Annotated in this window: 12 protein-coding genes; 1 reads left to right on the plus strand and 11 read right to left on the minus strand. The window is 47.5% G+C overall.

The genetic code is table 11. From position 1 onward, the window contains the following. Positions 1-3 precede the first annotated feature (3 nt). From BN8899_RS07005 to BN8899_RS07025, 5 genes are all read right to left on the minus strand, one after another. The gene (locus BN8899_RS07005) at positions 4-708 is read right to left on the minus strand and encodes a DUF4843 domain-containing protein (RefSeq protein ID WP_018338983.1); all 705 of its coding nucleotides are present in this window, start codon (positions 706-708) and stop codon (positions 4-6) included. A gap of 15 nt (positions 709-723) precedes the next feature. Beyond that, a complete protein-coding gene (locus BN8899_RS07010) occupies positions 724-2,250 on the minus strand; it encodes a RagB/SusD family nutrient uptake outer membrane protein (protein ID WP_065218880.1) in 1,527 nt (508 codons plus the stop codon). Between the two features lie 17 nt (positions 2,251-2,267). Further along, positions 2,268-5,666, minus strand: coding sequence for a SusC/RagA family TonB-linked outer membrane protein (locus BN8899_RS07015; RefSeq protein ID WP_065219424.1), 3,399 nt, complete (start codon positions 5,664-5,666; stop codon positions 2,268-2,270). Between the two features lie 159 nt (positions 5,667-5,825). Then, positions 5,826-7,004, minus strand: a complete 1,179-nt coding sequence (locus tag BN8899_RS07020) for a FecR family protein (protein WP_065218881.1) — start codon at positions 7,002-7,004, stop codon at positions 5,826-5,828. A gap of 79 nt (positions 7,005-7,083) precedes the next feature. Further along, positions 7,084-7,656: an RNA polymerase sigma-70 factor gene (locus BN8899_RS07025; protein ID WP_082986946.1), complete on the minus strand. Its 573-nt coding sequence runs from the start codon at positions 7,654-7,656 to the stop codon at positions 7,084-7,086. 188 nt (positions 7,657-7,844) lie between these two features. Between BN8899_RS07025 and BN8899_RS07030 the strand changes: the two genes are divergently transcribed. Next, a complete protein-coding gene (locus BN8899_RS07030) occupies positions 7,845-9,140 on the plus strand; it encodes an MATE family efflux transporter (protein WP_231932288.1) in 1,296 nt (431 codons plus the stop codon). A gap of 54 nt (positions 9,141-9,194) precedes the next feature. Here BN8899_RS07030 and BN8899_RS07035 read toward each other — a convergent pair whose 3' ends face one another. From BN8899_RS07035 to BN8899_RS07060, 6 genes are all read right to left on the minus strand, one after another. Continuing rightward, positions 9,195-11,873: a MutS-related protein gene (locus tag BN8899_RS07035; RefSeq protein WP_065218883.1), complete on the minus strand. Its 2,679-nt coding sequence runs from the start codon at positions 11,871-11,873 to the stop codon at positions 9,195-9,197. 27 nt (positions 11,874-11,900) lie between these two features. After that, on the minus strand, positions 11,901-15,212 hold the full coding sequence (locus BN8899_RS07040; protein WP_065218884.1) for a golvesin C-terminal-like domain-containing protein: 3,312 nt from the start codon (positions 15,210-15,212) through the stop codon (positions 11,901-11,903). Positions 15,213-15,248: 36 nt separating this feature from the next. Beyond that, the gene (locus tag BN8899_RS07045; protein ID WP_018338976.1) at positions 15,249-18,575 is read right to left on the minus strand and encodes a golvesin C-terminal-like domain-containing protein; all 3,327 of its coding nucleotides are present in this window, start codon (positions 18,573-18,575) and stop codon (positions 15,249-15,251) included. A gap of 151 nt (positions 18,576-18,726) precedes the next feature. Next, positions 18,727-21,099 carry a Gldg family protein gene (locus tag BN8899_RS07050; RefSeq protein ID WP_018338975.1) on the minus strand — a complete coding sequence of 791 codons (2,373 nt, stop codon included), beginning with the start codon at positions 21,097-21,099 and terminating at the stop codon, positions 18,727-18,729. Positions 21,100-21,124: 25 nt separating this feature from the next. Then, positions 21,125-22,045: an ABC transporter ATP-binding protein gene (locus BN8899_RS07055; RefSeq protein ID WP_018338974.1), complete on the minus strand. Its 921-nt coding sequence runs from the start codon at positions 22,043-22,045 to the stop codon at positions 21,125-21,127. Between the two features lie 23 nt (positions 22,046-22,068). After that, on the minus strand, positions 22,069-24,432 hold the full coding sequence (locus BN8899_RS07060) for a Gldg family protein (protein ID WP_018338973.1): 2,364 nt from the start codon (positions 24,430-24,432) through the stop codon (positions 22,069-22,071). Positions 24,433-24,441 lie beyond the last annotated feature (9 nt).

The raw sequence follows: 24,441 nt of genomic DNA on the forward strand, positions 1-24,441 counted from the left end.
AAATTAACCTCCAATATAAGCGACCTTCATCTCGGTACCATCCTTCTCGTACACGGTCTGATCATTCTCCGCCATCTGCTTCAAGTAGTTTTTCAGTTTCAGTGTACAGGTTCGAATCTCGTTGGCATCATTAACATTCACGTTTACTTTTCCGTCATTTATCTTGATAAATAACTCGTACTTCATATCAGAATACTTACCCAACCAAGTTTTTTCCACGGTAGAGTTCCACCAATCCGGTTTAAATATAATATTCGACACGTTGATAATTGCCACTAAACGATCTGCTTGCCCTAAAGCAAAATCTTCAGTTTCTTCCAGACACAACGTCAAACGACGGGCTACGCTAGAGAGTTCCGGTGTCTTTTTAAAAACAATCACACAAGTATCCACCACTTGACCGGCTTCCATCACAAACTTTTCCGGTAATATATAAGTACCATCCGGAGTATCAGTATAATCCTTCATCACGGAAATCTTGTATTCCCGATCCTTGTCTGAGGGAAGTCCTATCAACTTTACTTCCAACTTATACTCTGCTTGTTCCACGTTAGGATAAGCAAGAAAAGAGAAACTGGTGGAATCTTGAATATATTTCGTGAACAGGATATAATCCTTGTCGCTATATAACTTAATATCATCTTCGGAACACCCGCTCACGCTCCACGAAAACGATAAAAATAAAATATAAATCAAATACTTTCTCATAACACTTTTATTTTATTATAAATATGAAGTTTCGCCATCAGGAAGCGGTGCATACCAATTTTCAGGTTTCATCTCTATATTAGTAGCTCCGTTATAAATATCCCGATTCAATCGTTTGAACATAAAAAAGGTTTGCCCTTCTGTCAAGGTTTCTCGAATAATATCGTTATACAAGATTTCAAGCAATACCTCTTTTGTCGTCTCTTGTTCAATCTTCAACTTACACCCTCGCTTTGCACGCATGGTATTCAGCAATTCAATGGCTTCACGTCGTTCATTACGGTGCAGCAACATACATTCCAATTGAATGTGATACAATTCAGAAAAACGCAATAACGGCAATAGCGGACCTTGATCACTCACAGAGGCAGACACCGAAGATGAAGTGGATTGCGGGCGTTCCCATACCAACCAACGCTTATTATTGTTGTACCGACCGGTCACACCGTTTGTTCCATACATACCGCGCAAACGATAATCATCCTCATCTCCCTTAAACAGAGATGCCAAGTAATTAGCATTCATCACAAAACATTTGGCATAAGAACCCGTCGTATAAGCTTCCCAGTTATCATAGCTATTGTTATTGGAAAAACAAAGTAATAACTCGTCAAAACGTTTAGGATATTGGCTAGCCGCATTAGATGAATATTGATAACTACTACTTGTCCAACTATACCACCCGGCATCAACAAATTCCAGTGCTTCCAGCGCACGTTCATAAGCCTTGTCATAATCCCCTTTATAAAGATACATACGTGCCAACAATCCCGTAGCCGCCATATAATTCATCCGCATTCCCCGATAACTTACAAAATCATTAGGCGGAGCGGATGAATACGAGCTCGACTGGTAGATCCGTCCGGAAGTACTTTGGTTCCAACTCAAACAAAAAATAGTATCCACCGGGGCCAAAATCCCTTTTGCTTTCTCCATATCGGCAATAATACTTGCAAGCACATCATTCACACTCTTGTGTTCAGGCTGATGATCCGGATAAGTAGTTACATAAGGCATTGCTAACCCTGTCGGTTTCGTCACCGGAGCCGGAGCGAACAAACGCAATAAGTCAAAATGCACCATAGCACGAATGCCATACATCTCACCTAAAATCATATTCTTCTCCATACTTCCAAATTCAAAAAAAGAAGTGTCTTTCTTGGAAATCTCTTGTATGATATTATTACAATTAGCAATCACATTGTATCCTTTAGCCCAAATATTCGTCATAAGTTTTTGTACTCCAGAATACTCCCACGTATATCTAGAAGCATTATAATAGTTCGTACCCAAATAGCTTGAAGACGTAGAATTATAATTATTCCCCAACACACTCACTAACCCCCATGTTAACTCCCGTCCATATAATGAAGTTTCAGACAACAAACGATAAACCCCGTTCACGTACATATGAACACCATTTTGCGATTCAAAAGTTTCATCTTGCAGCATCTCCTGCTTGGAAGATACATCCAGGAACTCATCACACGAATTGAAGAAACCTAGAGGCAATAATAATAACAGATATATTAACTTTTTCATTTCTCTCTTTGTTTTAGTTAGAAACTAGCATTCAACGTAAATGTAAACGTCCGGGCAAACGGATAAGACAACCCCATCTCTTGCTTGATGGTCGACCACGTGTCGATATCCTTCATGTTAAATTGCAATTTCAATGTACTCAGTCCCACACGACGGATTAACTCGCGATTAAAGTCATAACTCAAAGACAAGGAATTGAAGTTCACGAAATTATTTTTCTGCACGAAACGAGATGTCGGACGAGTCACATTATACCGATCCTTCAACGCCTTTAACGGACTCACATCACCCGGCTCCTGCCATCTATCCAACACCACCCGGTAATCAGCGTTATAAGCGTTCAAATCCACATTCTCCACGTTACTGATCAAAGTACTATTATAAGCATCTCCACCCCATTCATACAGGAACGTCGTGTACATAGTGAAATTTCGCCAACGCAAATTAACACCGAAAGCACCTTGCGCCCAAGGCTCTGAATCCCCCACTTTTTGTTGTTCAACAGATGACCAATCATAAGTCAAAGTTCCATCACGTTTTACGTAGATTTCCTGTCCGTCCGCCGGGTTTATACCGATAGATTTCATTCCATAGATTGCCGTCAGCGAATTTCCCTCCTCATACTTCATATAAGGCTTCATATACGGTTCGTTTTTCTTTATGGTACTCATGATCGTTTGCATTTTCGAACCTTCCGCAATCTCTTTGTACCCGGCATAAAATTCATCAATCCGCTCATTATATCGTTTCAATGTTTCGGAAATAGATTTCAATTTATTCTTGTTATGCGCCAAGTTTCCGAAAAGAGAAACATCCCAATCCTTCGTAGAATACACGCGCCAATTCACATCCACCTCGAATCCCTTGTTCTCGACTTCCCCAATGTTATCCGTGTAGACCGAGAACCCGGAAGAAAGCGGCAAAGAAACTTCTGTCACCAAATCTTTCGTATTCTTGATATAATAATCAAACTTTATCATCACCCGATTGAACAACCCGATATCCGCACGGAAATTCCACGTCAACAATTTTTCCCACGTCAGGTTTTCATTTCCCATCGCCACCAAAGAAGCTCCGATTCCGGTTGGATACCAGTCATCCAACATCGCGTTCAACGTATTACGAGCTACATAAGGCTGGAAATTTGATTTACCGGTTTCTCCCACGCTGGCAGAAACTTTCAGATTATTCAACCAGCCGTACTTTTGCATATACTGATAATTGTGAATGTTCAATCCCGCTCCCAATGACCAGAAAGGAGCATATTTACGATCTGTACCGAACTCGGAAGAACCGTCAAAACGATAAGAAGCATCAAACAAATAGATATCATTCAAACTATAGTTCAAAATCGCAAATCCTCCTAACAAACGCGTTTCATTATCCGACATCGTGGGCTTCTTCACGATCTCGTAAGCGTATGCCTCGGAATGATGGTCCGCATCCGGAAAACCACGATAATGAGAATAAATATACTTCGTACTCGTTGATTTAATATTTGTACCGGCAGAGAAGTTTATATTATGTATTCCTATCGAACGATTGTAAGAAAGAAATGCATTCCCATCCCAACTATTAGTTTTCGTTTCGGTTTTTGTCAATTCACCCTTACTGAATAACTGCCCCCGTTCAGTATAAGTACCCGAAGTTGGAGATGTAAAATTTTCCGTCCAAGCGTCATTTAAAGTAACCGCCACTTGGGCTTTAACCATCCAATGATCATTAAAGAACCAATTGACAGACAAATTATTCGTCCACTCCTTATATCCGTTCTTGCTGAAATTTCCCTGCTTGGCTTCATATAACGGATTCTTAACAGAAGTTGCCCCGTTAGAAATCAATTCCACCCATGAACCATCGTCATTCAACCAATAAGCATAAGGTTGTTTACGGGAATAATCGGAAAAAGAACCATAAGGAGAATTCTCGTTCTTCATCACGTTGTAGTTCACTTGATTTTTCACTTGCAACCCCTTCCAACGATAATCCAATGTCAATCCGGCACCAATACGATCGCGATAAGATTCCTTCATAACACCGTTTTGATTATCGTAACGCAACTCCACTCCAAAACGAATATTCTCAGCCCCTCCCTCCACGTACACACTGTGTTTATGATTGAACTGCGTCTGCAATGGTTGTGACAACCAATAGGTATCCTTTCCTTGTAACACGTAATTCAACTTTTTGATATAAGCACTGTAAGCACTTCTCCACCAACTATCCCAACTACTTTCATAAGAAATTGCATTTTCCGGTTCAAATAAACCGGCAGCAACTTCTGCCGCTAATTTATCTTTAGCATTCATCAAGTTATAACTGCTCAAATCAGGAGCCGTAATCTCTAAATTACCATTGTAATTCACTGTCAATTCGCCCGGTTTTGGAGCCACCGTTTCGATCACAATCACTCCGTTAGAAGCGCGGGAACCGTACATAGCCGTGGCAGCAGCATCTTTTAGAATTGTGATATCCTTAATACGGTTAAGATCCATGTCATAAATCTTCTGCACGGAAACCTCGAAACCATCCAATATAAAAATCGGCGTATTCGGATTATTGGTTAAAGCATACTTTGACACATCTTCCGCTTCCAACACATCCAACTCTCTTACATTAGAAATTCCTGAACGACCTCGTACATAAAATTCCGGCAACGTATTGGGGTCCGACCCCATATCGTTATTCCTCATCACACGCAAAGAAGGATCGAACACCTGCAAAATATCAATCACGTTTGAAGCCCCCACTTTCATGATATCCTCTTTTTTCACGTGAGTAGCGCTCCCCGTGAAACTGGACTTCTTGATATTCATGTATCCGGTAACCACCACCTCATCGATCTTCTGCTCATCATCCTCCATCACGATATTCAAATCTTTGCGCTCTTCGCCGGCTTTCAGCTTCACACTTTGGGTTTTCATTCCCACGAAAGTAAAAACGAGGGTTACAGTATCTTGAGGCAATGCTATTTTAAATGCCCCCTTGACATCAGTAACAACACCTAGCGAGGTTCCTTTAATCATCACCGTTACTCCCGGCAAAGGAATCCCTTTCGTATCCTTCACTATTCCCTGAGCTACAATTGTTTTCTCTTTCTTCTCGTCATCTTTTTCCCCCTTCCTCGTGATTATTATAAGCTCATCACGAAACTTGAAAGTTAAATCCGTATCTTTCAAAACACGTCTTAAAACTTCCTCTACCGTTTCATTCTTTACTTGTAACGATAATTTCCCCAATTGATCCGTCTGTAGCGGATTAAAGATAAAACACAGTTTGGTTTGTCTCTGAATTTCATCCAGCAATACTTTTACCGTAACATTCGTCAGATTTAACGTTACTCTTTCCTGTTGTGCCAAGGAATTAGCGGAAAGAGAAAAGGTAAAACCGCAAATTAACAAGAAACACAATCTCATAATCATCCATTTTTTTTTCACATGCTCTCGACTCAATCGATAGCATAATCGATTTTTTTTCATACATTTGTAAATTAAACAGTTCAACATTCCCAAAGCCCAACTCCAACAAGGGCCTATGGGGTAGAATCAACGGGAGGACTTCAACACCTTCCGTTTTTATTTCGATACAACAATCGTTCGGTCATTTATAGAAAATTGCACTCCCACGACATCCGTGATTGCTCTCAAAATCTCGTCTATCTCGCTATATCGTTTCATATAGCCGGTAAAAATCATTTTTTTTACAGATTCAGCTTGGAAAAAAACATCCACGTTATACCATAAAGACAGCGTACTCATAATTTGCTCCAATGTTTCGTTCTCGAAAGCAAAATACCCGTCTTTCCAAGCCACATATTGACGTACATCCACCTCCCGCAAGACAATCTCTCCGGTTCTCCGATCCAGTGTAGCCAACTCTCCCGGTTTCATTACCACTTCATATTTCCCCCGTCGGTCACGAGCTCCAATCTTACCGTTAACCAACACAGTTCGCACGCCTCCCTTTCCACGTGTATCCACATTAAACTCCGTCCCGTAGACCCGGATCTCCAACTCATCCGTCACCACGTAAAACGGTCGTTCAACATCTTTTGCCACCTCAAAATAAGCTTCTCCCGATAAATACACTTTTCTCTCTTTACCATTAAACGCCACGGGATATTTCAGTTTTGTTGCCGAATTTAAATAAATAACCGTTCCGTCCGACAAAGTTAATTGAAACTCTCCTCCTCTCGGAATCCTCAACGTATTCATATCTAATATATTTTCATGCCCTGCCGCAACCACAGAATCATACACCAAATTACTTCCACCATGCTTAACCAAAACACCTTCCCCTACCTCTATCACCTGTTGTTCCTGTTTCCCGTTCAACTCGTGAATCTTCCCATCTGCGGCAACCAGCACTGCCTTGCTCTCGCCCGGAACAATGGTTTCGCTAGACCGAGAAGCCAACTTGACGACATTGTCCCTTTGTCCCAAATACCAAAATACCGAAATTATTAATGGAACCGCAATAACCGCAACAAACTTCAACATATGCCAAATAACCACTTGTCTTTTTCTTTTCCTCGTTATTGTTTTAAATTTCGCCCAAGCAACCTCGTCATTCAGCGAACAGAACACCGGACTCTCAACAGAAACACGCATTTCCTTTTTAATCTTATTAAAAAGAACACCATGCTCCACCGAATCCTTCAGCCACGCCTCTAACTCCTGCTGTTCTTCTCCTGAAAGTTCACCCAGTAAGGAACGTTGTATTAATCGGGCGATATTTTCGTTGTATAACTCCATGTCGTATCTTCATTTTACACCATATACAACAAGGGTAGGAAAAAGTAGCAAATGAAATTCGATTATTTTTCAAAAAAAATCAAATTTCATGTACATACCAGTACAACAGGAACAGATTCCCTATTCTCTCCTTCAAAAAATGGATAGCATTTTGTTTATGTGATTTCACGGTAAGAACCGAAATTCCCAATATTTCGGCAATTTCATCATTTTTCTTCCCTTCCAGATGTAATTCAAAAACACCTCTGCACTTTTCTGGCAATTCCCGAACAGCGAGATACAATTCCCGGTAAATCTCTTCCTGCATCAAATCATATTCCCCCTCGACCTCCTCCTCCGTGACTTTCACGTAAGAAACATACTTTTCTTCAACCGTCTTATGTTTCAAATAATTCAAACACCGATTTTGCACCAGATCATACAAATACGCCTTAAAACCCTGGTAAGAATTATAAACTTTTTTACTTTCCCACACCGTGATAAACACCTCCTGCACAATATCCTCCGCTACCTCCAATTGTCCGACACGCCGCATGGCAAACAATACAAGATAACTTCTAAACCTCATGAACAAATCATGGAAAGCCTTCTCATCTTTCACGTTGATACGTTGAATAATATCCTGTTCTGAATCATTCATTCTCACACCCATAAGATTTTCGACAAATATATACCATTCTTAATAAATAAACAAAGCCCACCCTCTTACAAAAACAAATTGTTTACCGTATTTTTGCATCTCGAAAAATTCATCAAAAAACAATGGATCAATCATCACGTGAAACGGTGCGCATGGATATGCTGCATGGCAGCCTGTTAAACAAAATCTTACTCTTCGCCTTGCCACTGGCAGCGAGCAGTATATTACAACAATTGTTTAACTCGGTAGACGTGGCAGTCGTGGGTAAATTTGCCAGTAGCCAAGCTCTGGCTGCAGTAGGAAGCAACGGTTCGGTCATCAGCCTGATGATTAACCTATTCGTGGGAATATCCGTCGGAGCGAGCGTCGTCATAGCGAATTATATCGGGCAAAAAAATCAACGCGGCATCAAGAATGCCATACATACCGTTTTCGTGGTCACGCTGACAAGTGGCATACTATTACTCGCAATCGGATTGTTCACCGCCCGCCCCATTCTCGAAATGATGGACACCCCCGATGACGTGCTCGACCTGGCAGTCCTATACCTCCGCATCTATTTTCTGGGAATGCCTTTCTTCATGATCTATAACTTCGGGGCCGCCATCCTTCGCAGCATGGGTGACACGAAACGACCTCTCTATTGCCTCGTCATAGCTGGATTGATCAACACGGCATTAAACTTACTATTAGTCATCGTCTTCAAAATGAGTGTAGCCGGGGTCGCCATCGCTACCGTCGTGTCCAACATATTTTGCGCCGGCATGATCATCTACATACTTTTACACGAGAGAGAACCCTTCCGCCTGGAAGTCAAACACATTAAAATATCCCGCCCCGAATTACGAAAAATGCTTCAAATCGGCATTCCCGCCGGGGTGCAAGGCATGGTATTCTCCATCGCCAACGTCTTCATTCAGGCAGCCATCAACCGCTTCGGTTCAAATGCCATCGCCGGTTCTGCCGCCGCCCTCACCTACGAGTATTATTGCTACTTCGTCGTCAACGCCTTCAGCCAAGCGGCAGTCACCTTCATCAGCCAGAACTACGGGGCCGGGCAAATTGAACGTTGCAAGAAAGTATTCCGCCAGACGATGTTACTGAGCGTCATCTCCTGTGCCCTTCTGAACGGGCTCTTCGTTTGGCAAAAAGAATTCTCTATCGGCATCTTTACCTCCAGTCCCGAGGTATTCCGGTTTGCAGCCATCCGCATGGAAATTGTCCTGTTGACACAAAGCATCGCCTGTTCCTACGAGATAGCCGGAGCAGCCCTCCGGGGACTGGGATATTCCATGCTCCCTGCCATACTCACGGTATTCGGCACCTGCGTGTTGCGCCTATTCTGGGTCTACGTCATCTGTCCTCTCTTACCCAGCTTCCAAGCCCTAATGGCCATCTATCCCATCTCGTGGATCGTCACGGGTATGGCTGTCCTCATCGCTTACCACATCGTGCAGAAGAAACTTTTCCGGCCTCACGAAATCAGGGTTTCGTGAAAAAAGGAGGTTAAAACAATGCGGATTACGTGAACTGCATCTATCACGTCACATTCATTTTCCCGTTATGATCTCCACGATCCGCTCGTTAGCGACCATCATCATCCCGTGCCTGTCACTCGATATGCCCTCTGTCAAGCGGTAAGTATAAGTGGGGACCTTCCCCTTCATCACGGTCGGTAAATACATGAACCGGAAGTGTTCACTTTTTTCCGCCAGCGCGGACCCCGCCTCGGTGATATGCGTGGAAACCATGTAAGAACAATTCCGGCTACCCCCGAAAGCCGACATCACCGCCACAGTCGCATCGTAAGCGTCCTTAACATTCGTGCCCTTGAACAATTCGTCGAAGACGACCGCCAAATGCTTCCCGGAACAGACCTCTTCGGCGACACGCTTCACCCGTGCCACCTCGGCATAAAAATGACTATACCCCATGTTCAAGTGGTCCGACATGTTAATTGAAGTATACAACCCGTCGTGCACCGTGAATTCCATTGCTGCCGCTGCCACGGGGAAACCCATGTGCGCCAAGTAAAGGGCTATGCCGAAAGCCTTCATGAGCGTCGATTTTCCCGCCATATTCGCCCCGGTCAGGAACAACACGTTGTGCTCCCGGTCTATCCGGATGGAATTACCTACTGCCCCCGGCATCAACGGGTGAGAAAAACCTCTCAGGTCTATCCGATTTTCCCCGTTTCCCCGGGCAATTGCCATGGCTCGCACAAACCCCATCTTTTTCGCCACAGCCGCCACGGCGATATAGACATCCGTCTCGTAAATCATCTCCAGCAAACGCCACAACTCATCCCGGCAAACATGGCGCAACAAATAATCGTAACGGGCCATCTCGAACACGGAGAACTCCCGCTTTTCCCGCTCCACGAACAATGGGATCTGTAACTTGTTTTCCAGTATATCCCGCATCTCCCGCATCACTCTGCCATAAACCGAATCCTCGCCCGCATTCCCCAACGAGGCGTTGAACACGGCACACTCGCGCAACAGTTCCAACGCCTCCATCACTCCCGCGCAAATCACATCATATTTTTTCTCTTTCGACACACGGCGGAAAAACCTCAAGCTATAGACTTTCCAATACGCCATTCCTCGCGTGGCAGGAACCCGGATACCCAAATAACGTTCCACCCGGTCCACCAACTCCCTGGTAAACGGGAACGCCACCTCTCTCTCCTTGAAAAACTCGAACATTCCCGACCGCTCGTTGATGGCATCCGCGTCCGTCAAGGGGTGTTGAAACATCCGGTCCAAAAGCTGCTCGCCTCCACGGGTACACGTGTGATTGAAGAGATTGAAAACTGACCGCTCTTTAAATTTCCCAAGGATATGCAAGTCCGCCAAAGTCTGCGTATCCACCTCAAAGTCCCCCTGAGTTTCCACCTTCTCCCGCTGACTTCCCAACATCTCCACGATTCCTTCCCGGTTTATAATCGCCATCCCGTACCGGTCATCCGAAATTCCAGACTCCAAGGTGTAAGGGTAAATCAATTTTCCGCCTTCCTTCACGGTCGGGAGATACGTGAAATGCACATTATCACACCTCTCCCGTAACACCTCCCCGACTTCAATAATATGCGTGGAAATCAAAAACAGACAATCCTTTCTCGTGGCAAAAGCCTCCGTGACGGCAAGTGTCGCATCATAAGCATCCTTGACATTCGTACCCCGGAACAGTTCGTCGAAGACAACCGCCATATTCCCCACCTGCCGAACCCGCTCCGCCACTCTGCGCACCCGCAGCACCTCGGCATAGAAATGGCTGTATCCCATATCCAAATCATCCGGCAAGTTAATGGTCGTGTACATCCCGTTCCGGACGCTGAACTCCATCCGCGACACCGGCAACGGGAATCCCATGTGCGCCAAAAACAGGGTGATGGAAAAAGCCTTCATCAAGGTCGACTTTCCCGCCATATTGGCTCCCGTCAGGAAAATGACATTGCTGTTCCCGTCCGCGTGCAGAGTATTCGCCACGGCTCCCGAGAGCAAAGGATGATACATCCCCTCCGCGTGAAACACGTTCGCCTCCGGCTCCAAGGCTCGCCCGAAAACCAATCCCCGCTTCCGTGCCACCCCGGCAACAGCGATGTAAACGTCCAGCTCGTACAGGCAACTAAGCAATCTCTTGCACCGCTCATTCCCTTCGAACCGAAAGCGAAAGTCATAATCGGCCATCCGGGCATACGGCAATTTCTTGGGATTCTTCAACGACAACGCCCACGACAAATTCGAGTCCCGCAACATCTCAGTTATCTGTTCATACCTCTCCCGGTACTCCTCGGGCACCCCCACCTTTGCCATCGACTGCAACAACAGCTCTGCCCCCTTCACGATACGGATTCCGGCAAGCACCCCCTTCTGCAACAGGGAGTATTCCCTCTCCCGTCCCGAAAGTTCACGCATCCGATGCCCCAGGGTGTTCCCCTCCACCGTCAAGCGGGTACGCTGGTCCCGGTTGCTCAAATAATACTCGAAAGCATTAAACCACTCTGCCATAAACGGGAACTCGATCTCCCGTTCCTGCAAATAGCGAATCACGGCACCGCGCCGATTGATTTCCCGGGCACTCTCTAACGGGTAATTGAACATCTCCCTCAACACGGCAGCCCCTCCCCGGGTCTTCGCCTTAAACAAATCATACACCGAGGATCTGCCCACTCTCCCGAAAATACCGAGATCGTTTAATGTCTGCTGGTCTGTTATAAACGCCATAGATTCATGCTTTAATCCATTAATTCCTTATTCCAACTTTACCCATTTCACCGCATCCGCCACGATAGCGATTTCATTTCGACCGCGAATCTCCTTATCCGAAAGCGTCACGCTTGCCTCTCCCGCCGGGAAATCGAACTCCCCGAGAGAAGCCCAACACGATTTTTTATCTTGCCCCAGCAATTCCCCATCCAAATTCACTTCCACCTCCTGCTGTTGCCCCCCGAAAGAAAGCGTGTAATAATAAATAACTCCAGCAGGAATTTTCTCGTCAATGCGCCACATCCTCGTGAATGCCTTGTACACCTTAGCCATCACTCGATAGCGTCCCGCCTCCGGGATATTCAACCGCCACGTGGCGGACGTTTTACCCTTGCCGCCACGGATGTAATGATAACCACGTATCGAATCCCCACACGCGTTAATGTCTATCACCCGTTTCCAACGCCCATCCACGTCACCGATCTCAGTATTAACAACAAGCGGAGGCGATGTTTCCCGCCACACTTGAAGCCACGAGCGAGAACCTTCCCGCAAACAGAAACCCGAACCCGAGTCATCCACGATAATCTCATTCGGGTTTTCCCCTTCCATGAACTCCGACACGGGTATCGTGCGCCACTCTTCCCCGAACTCCCAGGGTGTTGACAAACCGTCAACACTTTCCCTCCGGAAATTGAATGATGCCGGACGATTAGCCGCCAAAATAGCATTGATCGTCACGACCGGTTGGTTTGTCACTAACGTGAAAGCCTTTGCTTCCCCGGGATTCAAGTAACAATTACTACATTGCATTCTATTAAAAGAACCGTATTCGATAGACACCACGCCACCTTCCCTTCCTGCATTCATGATTTTCCCCTCGCATTTATAGCGTCTTGAAGCCTTGTCAAAATAAGATACGGCATCCTTCACTTTGAAATATTGCTCGTGCCTCGTGGTAAGCCAATCCGCGATGATTCCCTCCACATCCGTGTCCCAACGTCTCGTCCACTCCTGCATCAAGGAATCATAATCCACCTCCCCGTCACCACGAGCGTACAAACGCTCCAAACCTTGCCGCAGGCTATCTTTGGGAATTTTCAATGTCAGACGATTCCATAGATCACTCAACTTTTCCCGTAATTCAAAATTCTCGTTATTCGCCAATAGCTCGAGAAAAGAGTGCCCGACGAAAAAATCACTTTGCTTTTTAACAGGCGCAATACCCAACACGTCAGGCACCCCAAGCGACTTCTCCCAATCCCCGACAAAGAAATCATTCCATATTTTACCCATAAAGGGATATTTGGATGAATACACCCACACCCTCTGGTCCTCGTCCAAAGATTCCCCGTTATGGTCATTCTTTATCGAATTTTCCATATTCCCCGAGTTATTCTTGCCAATTCCAAATAAAGGATGACTATCGGACAACGTTCGGGGAGAAGTTAATATATTAGCATATAAAACATTAGTTACTCCAAACAAAGTATCCTCACGCCACATTTCCTTGTCATTCATTATAGAAGCGATATCCATATCAAACCCTCGTTCCCGCAAGAAAATCATTCCCGGTTCCACTAACCCTCCCTCGGTTTTTCCGGTATGGCTATCCAAACGGAACGACACGGGCACCTCAAACAAATACAGGTAAGGATTTTCCGGGTTATACCAATTTTTAGACAAACAGTCTTCCCATAGACCATACCAACCGGGCCGGGAAGTCAACGTCCACGTGGCAATAAAATCCTCCCGGCTCATGGTCGAGAACCTCTCCTCGAACACCTTCCCCCAACTCGGCGAGTTCAATTCCAGGTTCACGGACAAATCCGTCGGTATATCGTAACGCCGCTCGTTAGAACCGCACAAGGAGATCCCGTGCAACGTCTTCCGGTTCTCGAAAACCACCCGGTCATCCCCTTTCTCGGGCACACCCTGCGAGATCACCTCCCGCTGCCGGGGATGAAGCACCTCCAGGCGGAAACGGGTGAAATCCCTCCCCGTCGCCATAGGCATCAACGGGTTCACGGGGGGAATAGCCACGGGATACCACACGCTTGCCGGTGTCAACACCAGCAAATCATCCTCCACGAAGGCTCCCCGCCTGCCCGTCGCGTAAAAGCGATCGTGATAGAAAGCGTCCTCGTAAGCCGAGTCCCGCAAGTGCAAGTCGCAAAAACGATCATCGATACGCCCCGAGTAATTCACTCGCAGCCGCAAGGAATCCCCCGCCTCCAGCACCCGGTCGATCAACAACACCTGCCCCTCCCGCCTGTACTTCTGTTCCCCGTCCCCCGCGCTCACTCCCGTCACTCCCAATCCCGGGTTCAGGAAAAGGACTACCCGCTCCAACGGTTCCCGTCCCGGGTTACGTACCGTCATATCGCTCTGCATCTCCAACGTGCTCCCGGATTGCTCCACCGTGATCGCGTGACGGCTCACCCGGCAAGTATGTTCATCCCAATTCCGGGCGAAACTCTCCCGCCACAACTCCCGGCTCTGACGATCCCGGTAATAACTATATTCCAGCATTCCCCCGCACGACACCCCCGCCACCACCAGCAACAAACCGACCGACACGTGCCCCTTACGCCTCCCCGGGCTGTTCGGGAGCCGCCTCATCAAGTTAGCGCTCCACGCCAACAACCCCGCTCCCGCCAGCAAGTACGCCAACCGGTGCAAGACGTAACGCCCCGGGTTCAAGTGACCCACCACGCCCGAGAACAAATTGGGCACCCCGCTGGCAAGGTAATCCAGCGTACCGTGCAACCGGTAAGGCAACCAGAAAATACAACCCAACCACCAGATCACGGGAATCGCTATCGCCAGCCAACGGGAACGTGCCACGCCACCCAACCACAGTGTCAAACCCGCCACGAACACCCACGCCGGGATATTCAACGTCAACAAGTAAAACAGGTAATATTTCCAACCAACGGGAGCCAGGCTCGTCAGGTTCACCAGCAAGATCGTGAACAAAATAACAACCACGTTCAACAGCAAAAACAGCAAGAAATTCCCGGCAACCACTCCCCGGTAATATGAATCGTTATGAAACGGGCGCACCTGTATCGCCTCCGCCGCCCCCTGCCGGTTCACCCGACCCGGCACACCGGACATCATCACCACTAAAAACAGTGACTGCACCACTCCCCACAGGTAAGCGTTCATCAACGGCATCGAGCAAGGCAACGCCACCGCTTTCCAGCTCGTGCAATTCCCGTCCCCCTGCCAGTACACGTGACACGCCACGATACCTACCAGCGACACCAACACGAACAACCGGAACACCCAACTCCGCCACTGCAACTTCATCTCGTACCCGGCGATACACATTATTTCCTGCAAATTTTTCATAAGCATTTATTTTTTAACTATTACAATTACGAACTTTCACTCCAACCTCACCCACTTCACCGCATCCGCCACGATCGTCACCTCTTCCCGTCCCTGAGCCTCCCTGTCAGACAACGTCACGCTCGCCTCACCCGCCGGGAAATCAAATTCCCCAATATCAACCCAACCACTTCCACCCCACTTGCTCGGGAAATGCAAATCCATAGGAACTTCCACGTTTTTTTCCCACTCACCTCCACGCACCGTGTAATAATAAACGATACCAAGAGGTACCCCACCGATAGAATTGTTGGCACTCTTGTGCGCCAATCCCATCACCCGGTAGCGCCCCGCCTCCGGTAAAGTCACCCGCCACGTTGCCGTCGACCTACCGCTACCGCCATTGATTTTATGGTAGCAGCGAATCGAATCCCCTTGGGCTCTCGCGTTAAGATAAGGCGTCCACTGACGTACTTCCGAGAGAAATTCCAAGGGTCTCGTTCTTTTCTGCAACCTGCGTTGCAACCAGTTTAAATTTCCCTCCACCAGTTCGAAACCGGCATCAGAATCGTCTACCACGACCTCGTTTCGCGGTATCCCCGCCCAAAACTCCTCCGGGGTAGAATCCTCCCAAGTGCACCCCGCTTTTCCATCGTAAGCACTCAAATCCCGCTCGGAAGAAACAAAATCCGCCATGACCGGACGATTGGCTGACACGCCAAAATACAACGGGAATATATCTTTCGACATCGTTTTCCACACCTTTTCATCCTCGTAATCCTCTTCTTGAACCACGATTCTGAATTTCTTCACCTCCCCCGGGGCAAGGTAACAATTAAAAACTTCGATATCCCTTCGAGTAAACATTTCACCCGTTGCCAGCGTAACCACCCCGCCACACCTTCCCGCATTCAGCACCATTCCCTCCGCCACCTGAATCCCCGTTTCTTTATCAAGATACCGCACCATACCGCTCGTCCGATAAAACTGGGCGTGTGTCGCCGCTTCCCATTCTTCCACGAGTGCCAAAAAATCAACATTCCATCGTCTGCTCCATTCCCGGGAAAGTGCCTCGTAAGAAACCTCACCCTCGCGACAGGACAAGCTGTCCAATGCCAACTCCAGCTCCTTTGCCGGGACATACAGTCCCAAACGAAGCCAAAAATCCTGCATCTTCAACTCGAATATCTCGTTTTTCTCTTGATGCCCGAAACAAACTTCCTTTAAAACATCCTTTAAATTCCTCCCCAACAAGCAATCGTATCTCTCGTGCAAACGCCATAAATCTGCCACGACCACGTTACCCAATCCCATCGGCAACATTTTCTCCTCGTCCTGCAAATACTCGAACATCTTCCCGGCTAACGGATCCTTGGCTGAATACACCCGGTTCCGGTCCACCCGCCACAAGCTCTTCCCCATACTTTCATTTATCCACGGATATTGTTTCCCATATCCCAATAAAGGATGACATACAGCTCTATAACTTCCCCAAGCAAATAACACATTATATAACATCCAAGTAAAACTTTTCAATTCACCATCATTTTCAATCATCTGAAGGTTTGCTGTTTCTACTAAATCCATATCAAAACCACGCTCATGAAAAAACACCATCCCCGGTTCCACCATCCCCGCCTCTTGTTTACCCGAATGGCTTGACAAATAAAAAGAAATCGGTACTTCAAAAAAAGACAAGTTGGGCTCCTCCTGGTTATACCACGCCCGCTCCGGGATCGTCTTCAAATTCTCCTCCGTATGATTTAAAAACGAAACGACACTATCCTGTTGCAAGCAAGGCAAACGACGAGAGAAGTTTTTCCCCCACTCTGTCAAACCAAATTGCAAATTATATACCTCTCCCGCCGCAAGAGTGAATCGTTTCAAGTTCCCTCCGTAAAGAGAAATTCCGCTCAATGCGTTCTCGCAAGTAAAGGACACTCCCGATTTATCTTTCAAACGAACTCCCTGAGAAAACAATTCGCACTGCCATTCTCCCTTCACGAGAAGATGAAATCGGGTAAAATCACGAGCAGTTGCCAACGGTAACAGCGGATTCACCGGGGGAAACGCCACCGGGTACCACATGCTCGCCGGTGTCAACAAAAGTAAATCATCTCCCACGAAAGCACCTCGCCTCCCCGTCGGGAAAAATAAGTCCCCGTGAAAAACATCTTCAAATTCATCATCAGGCAAGTGCAAGTCGCAACAAACGTCATCCACCTCGCCCGAGTACTTCACCCGAAGGGAAAGCGTGTCCCCGGAACCAAGTTCACGCTCCACCACCAACACGTGTCCCTCCCGTTGAAACGGCAATTCCTCATTCCCATCACTCACCCCCGCCACCTGCAATCCCGGGTTAAGAAAAAAGACAAGCCGTTCAAGACTCTCGCTGTTCGGGTTATAAACCCGCATATCACTACATGAATGCAACACCCCTCCCCGCTGTTCCAACTCGATATCATGACTCTCCACCCGACAAGTGAAAGGCGACCAATAACGCTCGAAACTTTCTCGAAGACCACGCCGCATTGAACGACTATGAAAGTAATCAAGCTCCACCAGGCAAAGGCTAAAGCCCCCTGCAGCCACGAGCAACAAACCGACACCCCCCAAACGTCGTTTCACCATGTCAACATTCGGAAGCCGCATCATTCGACGCACGCAAAGGAACAGCAATCCTCCCCCCATCAGCAACCAACCCGCACGCTGCAACAAGTACAACCGCAAGTTCACGTGACCGACCAAATTTGAAAACAAATTAGGGATTCCGCTACCTAAATAATCCAGCGTACCATGAAAATGGTAAGGCAACCAGAACAAACACCCCAACCACCATGCCACCGACAAAAAGATAGAAAGTATCCGCGACCCCGTGTAAAAACTGGTCCAAGTCCCGAAACCCGCCACGATCACCCATGCGGGTATGTTCAATGTCAATAAATAAAACAAATAGTAACCGAAAGAATACTCCGCCAAGCTCGTCATGTGAACAAGGAACACCGTCGCCACAATCACCACCATATTCAAGCAAAGAAACAATAACCCAATCCCCGCCAAACTACCCAAAAAGAATGTGACGTTAGATACCAGTCGAACGTGTATTGCCTCCATCTCCCCCCGGCTCAACATCCGAGAAGGCAAACCGGCAACCATCAGCGACAGAAATAACCCCTGTATCAAGCTAAAAAGATAAGCGTTCATCAAGGGCAAGGAGCAAGGAAAAGCTACCATCCGCCAATGTTCACAATTCTGCCCCTGCCAGTACACGTGACAACATACAATAAAGACCAAAGAAAACAACACGAAGAGTCGAAACAACCAACTACGGCTTTGCAACTTCGCTTCGTGAAAAACTACATGTAAAAAGTCACGTGCATTCATCTACTTAAAATTTAAATATTTAACATTAAGTAGTTTACATTACAATTATAAACTTTCATCTCTCAAAACTTCCCCTAAAAAAGCACGGTCAGACAGCGAGCAACCTTCCCCACTACCTGACCGTAACTTTCAAAAAACACAAAAAACAATACTACCTACCTCTTCTCCTCAACCAGATCAACATATAAATAATAAATAGCAATCCCGGGAAACCGCCCATCAAGGCATAATTCAGGATCTCGACCCCGGTATCTCCCACGTTTACCCTTCCGTCCCGTGCCTTTGGGCGTCTCACGTCAATCGGCACCTCGCCATCCGACATCCAGAAGAAACTTCCCTGAACGATCCCGTAATTAGCCGCCATGTAAGGACTCCGGTTACGGGTCAGTTCCCCGTCGCTCAAGCAATCGGCATCACCGAGAATCACAATTTTTTGCTCCCGGTCACCTACTTTACGGGATAACGCCAACGCCAGCGGGTAAGACTTCTGCACCTCTCCGGCGGCAGGATTACACACGATCTCTTGATCCACGATATCCGTGTGCTCCACCTCGTTCCAACAGGTCGAATCCGACATGAGCAACGGGATCACTTCAAAGCCCTTATCCGTCGAGTACTCCAAACCGGCAGCCGTAGGCATCGCCACCACGAAACCGCGAGGCTTCAAATCACCAAAAGGGTACGACAACGCCTCTGCCTCCAAGGTCGGTTGTGAAATAAGCACATCTATCGGCAACTTCGGTGCCACGAAACCGGCAAACGGACCGAGGTTCCGGTTATTGCGCTTCTCCTCTTCCGGGCTTTTCTTCTTTTCCGGCTGGATCAGGAAACCATCCACCAGGCGCACCCCGAACGGGTCAAGCACCGGGCTCATCACCCCCTGACGACCCGGTTCCCCGACAATCATCAAGTTCCCCCCGCGGGCAACATACTTGTCAAAATTGACCTTCTCCGCCTCCGTCATGGGCTCTCGCATCTCGGCGATAACCAAAATATTGATGTCCGCGGGAATCTCCTTCTCCAATGTCACCTCCTTGTAATCAAATCCTTGATTCACCAACGCCGGGCGCAACGTGGGCAAATGGGTAAACATACAATAATTCCGATCGCCGGGACGATTCGTCTCACGCTCACCGTGACCGGTAAGGAACCCGATTGTGGGCAATTCCTTCATCACCAAACGTTTCAACGCGGCAGAGATCTCCGGTTCGTAAGGCACACGTATATGGTCATCATAAAATCTCAAGAAAGTCTTCTCTCCCGATTCCCGTTCCAACAAACGCACCGTGCGATTTCCCTCCGTCGTTCTCAAATCAACAATCTTCCGGATCTCTTCCGGCGACAAAACCTTCTTCGGGTTCAATTTATTCTCCTCGATCACCTTTTCTGCTTTTTCCTTGTAACTCATTCCCGGGTAAGCCCTTTCGAGATAATCGTTCTTCACCGTGTCATAATAGAGCACGTATTTCATCTTGATCTCCGGCTTGAAGCGGGTATATTGCTCGAAAAGAAGCATATCCGAATTATAATTCGCGGGATAAGCCACCCAGCCGTTCGCATCAAGGATATTCGCGTAAGTGGTGATCGTCAAACCGCCTTTCAATTGCTCGATGATAGCCTGGCTGTTCGGCGTCAGCGTATTCTTCTTCGTGTGGGTCGCATCATAATAGCACTTGAATACCGGGCGGGAAGAAACGAAAGCCAATACCACGGCAATTCCCCACACGCCCACGTATTTACCGACCGAGGTCAAGAAACCCACCTTCTGCCGTCTGCCCTGCAAACGAATGACCGTCATCAACAGGAACAAAAGCACCACTACCACGAAATAAAGCACATCCTCGCTGCAAATCAGACCGTTCATAAAATTATCCGACCGTCCCGTAATACCGAACCAGTAGGTGATTTCCCGAACGAAAGGCACCGTTTGCCACAAACCTTTCACGTAAGTCAACACGGCAAGTACCGCCAGCGTGCCCACGGCAGCCACGATCTGGTAAGAAGTCAGGCTCGACATGAACACACCCACCGCCACGTAAGCGCACAACAACAGGTAACAACCGAGGATAGCCGTCAGGATAACCGGCACATCTGCCCCCTCTATCGTGAACATGCCGTAAATACCGTAAACGAGCAACACGCCCATCAATACCAACCCGTAGATCATCATAGCGAGATATTTCCCAAAAATAATCTGGGCATTCGTCACCGGAGAGGAATACAACAACTTGATGGAACCACTCCCCAACTCCCGGCTCATCACTCCCATCGTCAGCAACGGGATATAAAGATACAGGTAGGATTGTACCGCCACACACAAACCCCGTTGACCGCCAAAAATCCCCAACGTCAAATTTCCTTCTCCTCCTCCTCCCCCCATGGCTTGGAAACCTACTATTTGCGAAATCATACCGGAAAATAACATTCCGGTCTGGAACGTGAATATGATTAAAATCAACCAGGCTATTGGGGAATAAAACAAATCCCGCAATTCCGTTTTTGCTATCTTGAATATAATCTTCATCTCTACTCTAAATAAAAAATTAACCTTACTTTCTGGACAATTCCGCAAAAATCGTATCCAAAGAACTCTTCTCCTGCTGCAATTCCGTCAACTGCCAACCTCGGGTGAAACTTGCCTCCACGATCCGGTTCATCACCTCCCGCGCGTCCGAGAAATGAATCCGGAAACGGGGACCTCCCAACTCGTCCACCCGTACCACGCCCGGAAGGGCTTGAATATCTTCCACCGGGGGGACCGCCGCCAGCGACACCAGCAACGTGCTCGGCTGGATATAGTTGTCGAATTCATGCACCGTACCCGAGAACACCAATGACCCTTGCTCGATCATCCGGATATAGTCGCAAGTCGCCTGCACCTCCGTCAGGATATGCGTCGAGAGAATTACCGTCCGCTCCCGGGCAATGTCCTTGATCAAGTGGCGCACCTCTACGATCTGGTTCGGGTCCAAACCGTTCGTCGGCTCGTCGAACACCACCAGGTCCGGTTTGTGAATGATCGCCTGGGCAATCCCCACCCGTTGCTGGTAACCGCCAGACAGGTTATGAAGTACCCGCTTGGCGAAATGAGTGATACCACAACGCTCCATCGCTTCCCCGATGGCTGACTTCACCTCGCGGGTCGGCACATGACGCAACTCGGCACAATACTCCAGGTACTCCTCCACCGTCAAGTCCGGGTGCAAAGGCGGCACCTGAGGCAAGAATCCGATATGCCGCTTCGCCTCCACCGGGTTCTTGCTCACGCTGATCCCCTTGATGTAAACGTCCCCTTCTGTCTGCTTCAACACCCCGCACATGATATTCATCGTCGTGGATTTCCCGGCTCCATTGGAGCCGAGTAACCCGTAAATACCGTTCTTGGTGATTTCAAAATCTATATCCCGTATCGCCCACTGCACGCTGTAACGATGGGATAAATGTTCTATTTTTACTATTGATTCTGACATACAATATGATTAATTTACAAATTTTACCTACCCCTTCTTCTCAACCAAATGAACATATAAAGAATAAACAATAATCCCGGGAAACCGCCTATCAAGGCATAATTCAACACTTCTGCTCCGGATGTACTCACGTCTACTCTTCGGTCAATAGGACTCGGGCGTCTAATGTCGATCGGCACCTTGTAATCCGACAGCCAGAAGAAGCTGGCTTGAATAATCGTGTAATTAGCGGTCCACAACGGCTGTCTACTACGAGTCAACTCACCGTCACTCAAGCAATCCGCATCCCCAAGAACAACAATCTTCTGATCCCGGTCACCCACTTTACGGGATAACGCCAAAGCCAACGGATACGATTTCTGTACCTCCCCGGCAGCCGGGTTATACACGATGTCCTTATCCACGATATCCGTGTATTCCAACTCGTTCCAGCAAGTAGAGTCCGACATGAACAACGGGATAACCTCAAATCCCTTGTCCGTCGTGTACTCCAAACCGGCAGCCGTGGGCATCGCCGCAACGTAATTAGGTATCATATAAGAAAAATAGTAGGACAATTTTTGAGCCCCCTTGGTCGGTTGCGTACGAATCAAATCAATCGGCTGCTTCGGAGCCGTGAATCCGGCAAAAGGTCCGAGGTCCATATTATCCGCTTTCAACTCTTGCGGTTCACTCTCCTCTTCCGGCTGGATCAGGAAACCATCCACTAATTTCACCCCGAACGGATCAAGTATCGGATTCATTACCTCCTGGCGCCCCGGTTCCCCGATAATCACGAGATTTCCCCCGCGGGCAACGTATTTGTCAAAATACACCCTCTCCGCCTCCGTCATGGGTTCTCGCATCTCAGCAATAACCAAAATACTAATATCCTCCGGTATCTCCCGGTCCAACGTCACGTCCTGATAATCGAAACCTTGGTTCACCAGCGCCTGCCGCAACATAGGCAAGTGCGTGAACATACAATAATTCCGATCTCCCGGGCGGTCCGTTTCACGCTCCCCGTGACCGGTTAGGAAGCCGATCGTCGGCAAATCCGTCATCACCAAACGCTTTAATGCTGCCGAAATTTCCGATTCCGTGGGATGGATCGAGGCATCGTTATAAAGTCGCAAGAAAGTTTTCTCTCCCGATTCGCGTTCCAGTAAACGCACCGTACGATTCCCCTCCGTTGTTCTCAGATCAATACGTTTCCGAATTTTTTCCGGCGTTAAAATTTTCCGCGGATTCAACTTCTGCCGTTCAATCACTTTCCTGGCCTTCTCCTCGTAAGTCATTCCCGGGTATGCCTGTTCAAGCTGGTCGTTTTTCACCGTGTCATAATAGAGCACGTATTTCATCTTGATTTCCGGCTTGAAACGGGTGTATTGTTCGAAAAGACGTACATCTTCGTTATAATTTTCGGGGAAACCCACCCAATTATTCACGTCAAGGATGTTCACGTAAGTCGTAATCGTCAAACCGCCTTTCAATTGCTTGATAATCTCTTGGCTATTAGGTGTCAACGTATTCATCTTCGTGTACGTGGCATCATAATACCCTTTAAATACCGGACGGGAAGAAACGAAAGCCAACACCACGGCGACACCCCAGACGCCCACGTATTTACCGACTAAGGTCAGGAAAGGCACCTTCTGCCGCCTGCTCTGCAAACGAATGATCGTCATCAACAAGAACAAAAGCACCACCACCACGAAGTAAAGCACGTCCTCACTGCAAATCATCCCGTTCATGAAATTATCCGACCGTCCCGTCATCCCAAACCAGTAAGTGATTTCCCGAAGGAAAGGCACCGCCTGCCACATCCCCTTCACGTAAGTAAACACGGCAAGAATCGCCAGCGTGCCCACGGCAGCCACGATCTGGTAAGGCGTCAGGCTCGACACAAACAAACCTACCGCCACGTAAGCACACAACAACAGGTAACAACCGAGAAGACCCGTCAGAATAATAGGCGTATCCACGTTCTCGATCGTGCACATCCCGTAAATGGAGTAAACCAACAACACGCCCGTCAACACCAACCCGTAAGCCAGCATGGCGAAATATTTTCCCAAAATAATCTGAACATTCGTGACCGGCGAGGAATACAACAACTTGATAGAACCACTCCCCAACTCCCGGCTCATCAAACTCATCGTCAACAACGGGATATAAAGATACAAATAGGATTGTACCGCCACGAACAAACCTCTCTCTCCGCCATAAATCCCCAAGGTCCGGTACAAACCGCTATACCCCTTGCTTTGGGTCGCCACGATATGCGAAATCGAATCGGCAAACAACATCCCCGTTTGGAACGTGAATATGATTAAAATCAACCATGCGATCGGGGAGTAAAACAAGTCCCGCAATTCCGTTTTTGCTATCTTGAATATAATCTTCATCTCTATTCT

Source organism: Butyricimonas sp. Marseille-P2440 (genome assembly GCF_900091675.1).
Classification (GTDB): Bacteria; Bacteroidota; Bacteroidia; order Bacteroidales; family Marinifilaceae; genus Butyricimonas; species Butyricimonas synergistica.

Excerpts from the sequence above, each read along its gene's own strand:
- BN8899_RS07050 (WP_018338975.1), bottom strand. The coding sequence starts at position 21,099 with ATGAAGATTATATTCAAGATAGCAAAAACGGAATTGCGGGATTTGTTT.
- BN8899_RS07020 (WP_065218881.1), bottom strand. The coding sequence starts at position 7,004 with ATGGAGTTATACAACGAAAATATCGCCCGATTAATACAACGTTCCTTA.
- BN8899_RS07025 (WP_082986946.1), bottom strand. The coding sequence starts at position 7,656 with ATGGGTGTGAGAATGAATGATTCAGAACAGGATATTATTCAACGTATC.
- BN8899_RS07015 (WP_065219424.1), bottom strand. The coding sequence starts at position 5,666 with ATGAGATTGTGTTTCTTGTTAATTTGCGGTTTTACCTTTTCTCTTTCC.
- BN8899_RS07040 (WP_065218884.1), bottom strand. The coding sequence starts at position 15,212 with ATGAAAAATTTGCAGGAAATAATGTGTATCGCCGGGTACGAGATGAAG.
- BN8899_RS07005 (WP_018338983.1), bottom strand. The coding sequence starts at position 708 with ATGAGAAAGTATTTGATTTATATTTTATTTTTATCGTTTTCGTGGAGC.
- BN8899_RS07010 (WP_065218880.1), bottom strand. The coding sequence starts at position 2,250 with ATGAAAAAGTTAATATATCTGTTATTATTATTGCCTCTAGGTTTCTTC.
- BN8899_RS07035 (WP_065218883.1), bottom strand. The coding sequence starts at position 11,873 with ATGGCGTTTATAACAGACCAGCAGACATTAAACGATCTCGGTATTTTC.
- BN8899_RS07055 (WP_018338974.1), bottom strand. The coding sequence starts at position 22,045 with ATGTCAGAATCAATAGTAAAAATAGAACATTTATCCCATCGTTACAGC.
- BN8899_RS07045 (WP_018338976.1), bottom strand. The coding sequence starts at position 18,575 with ATGAATGCACGTGACTTTTTACATGTAGTTTTTCACGAAGCGAAGTTG.
- BN8899_RS07060 (WP_018338973.1), bottom strand. The coding sequence starts at position 24,432 with ATGAAGATTATATTCAAGATAGCAAAAACGGAATTGCGGGACTTGTTT.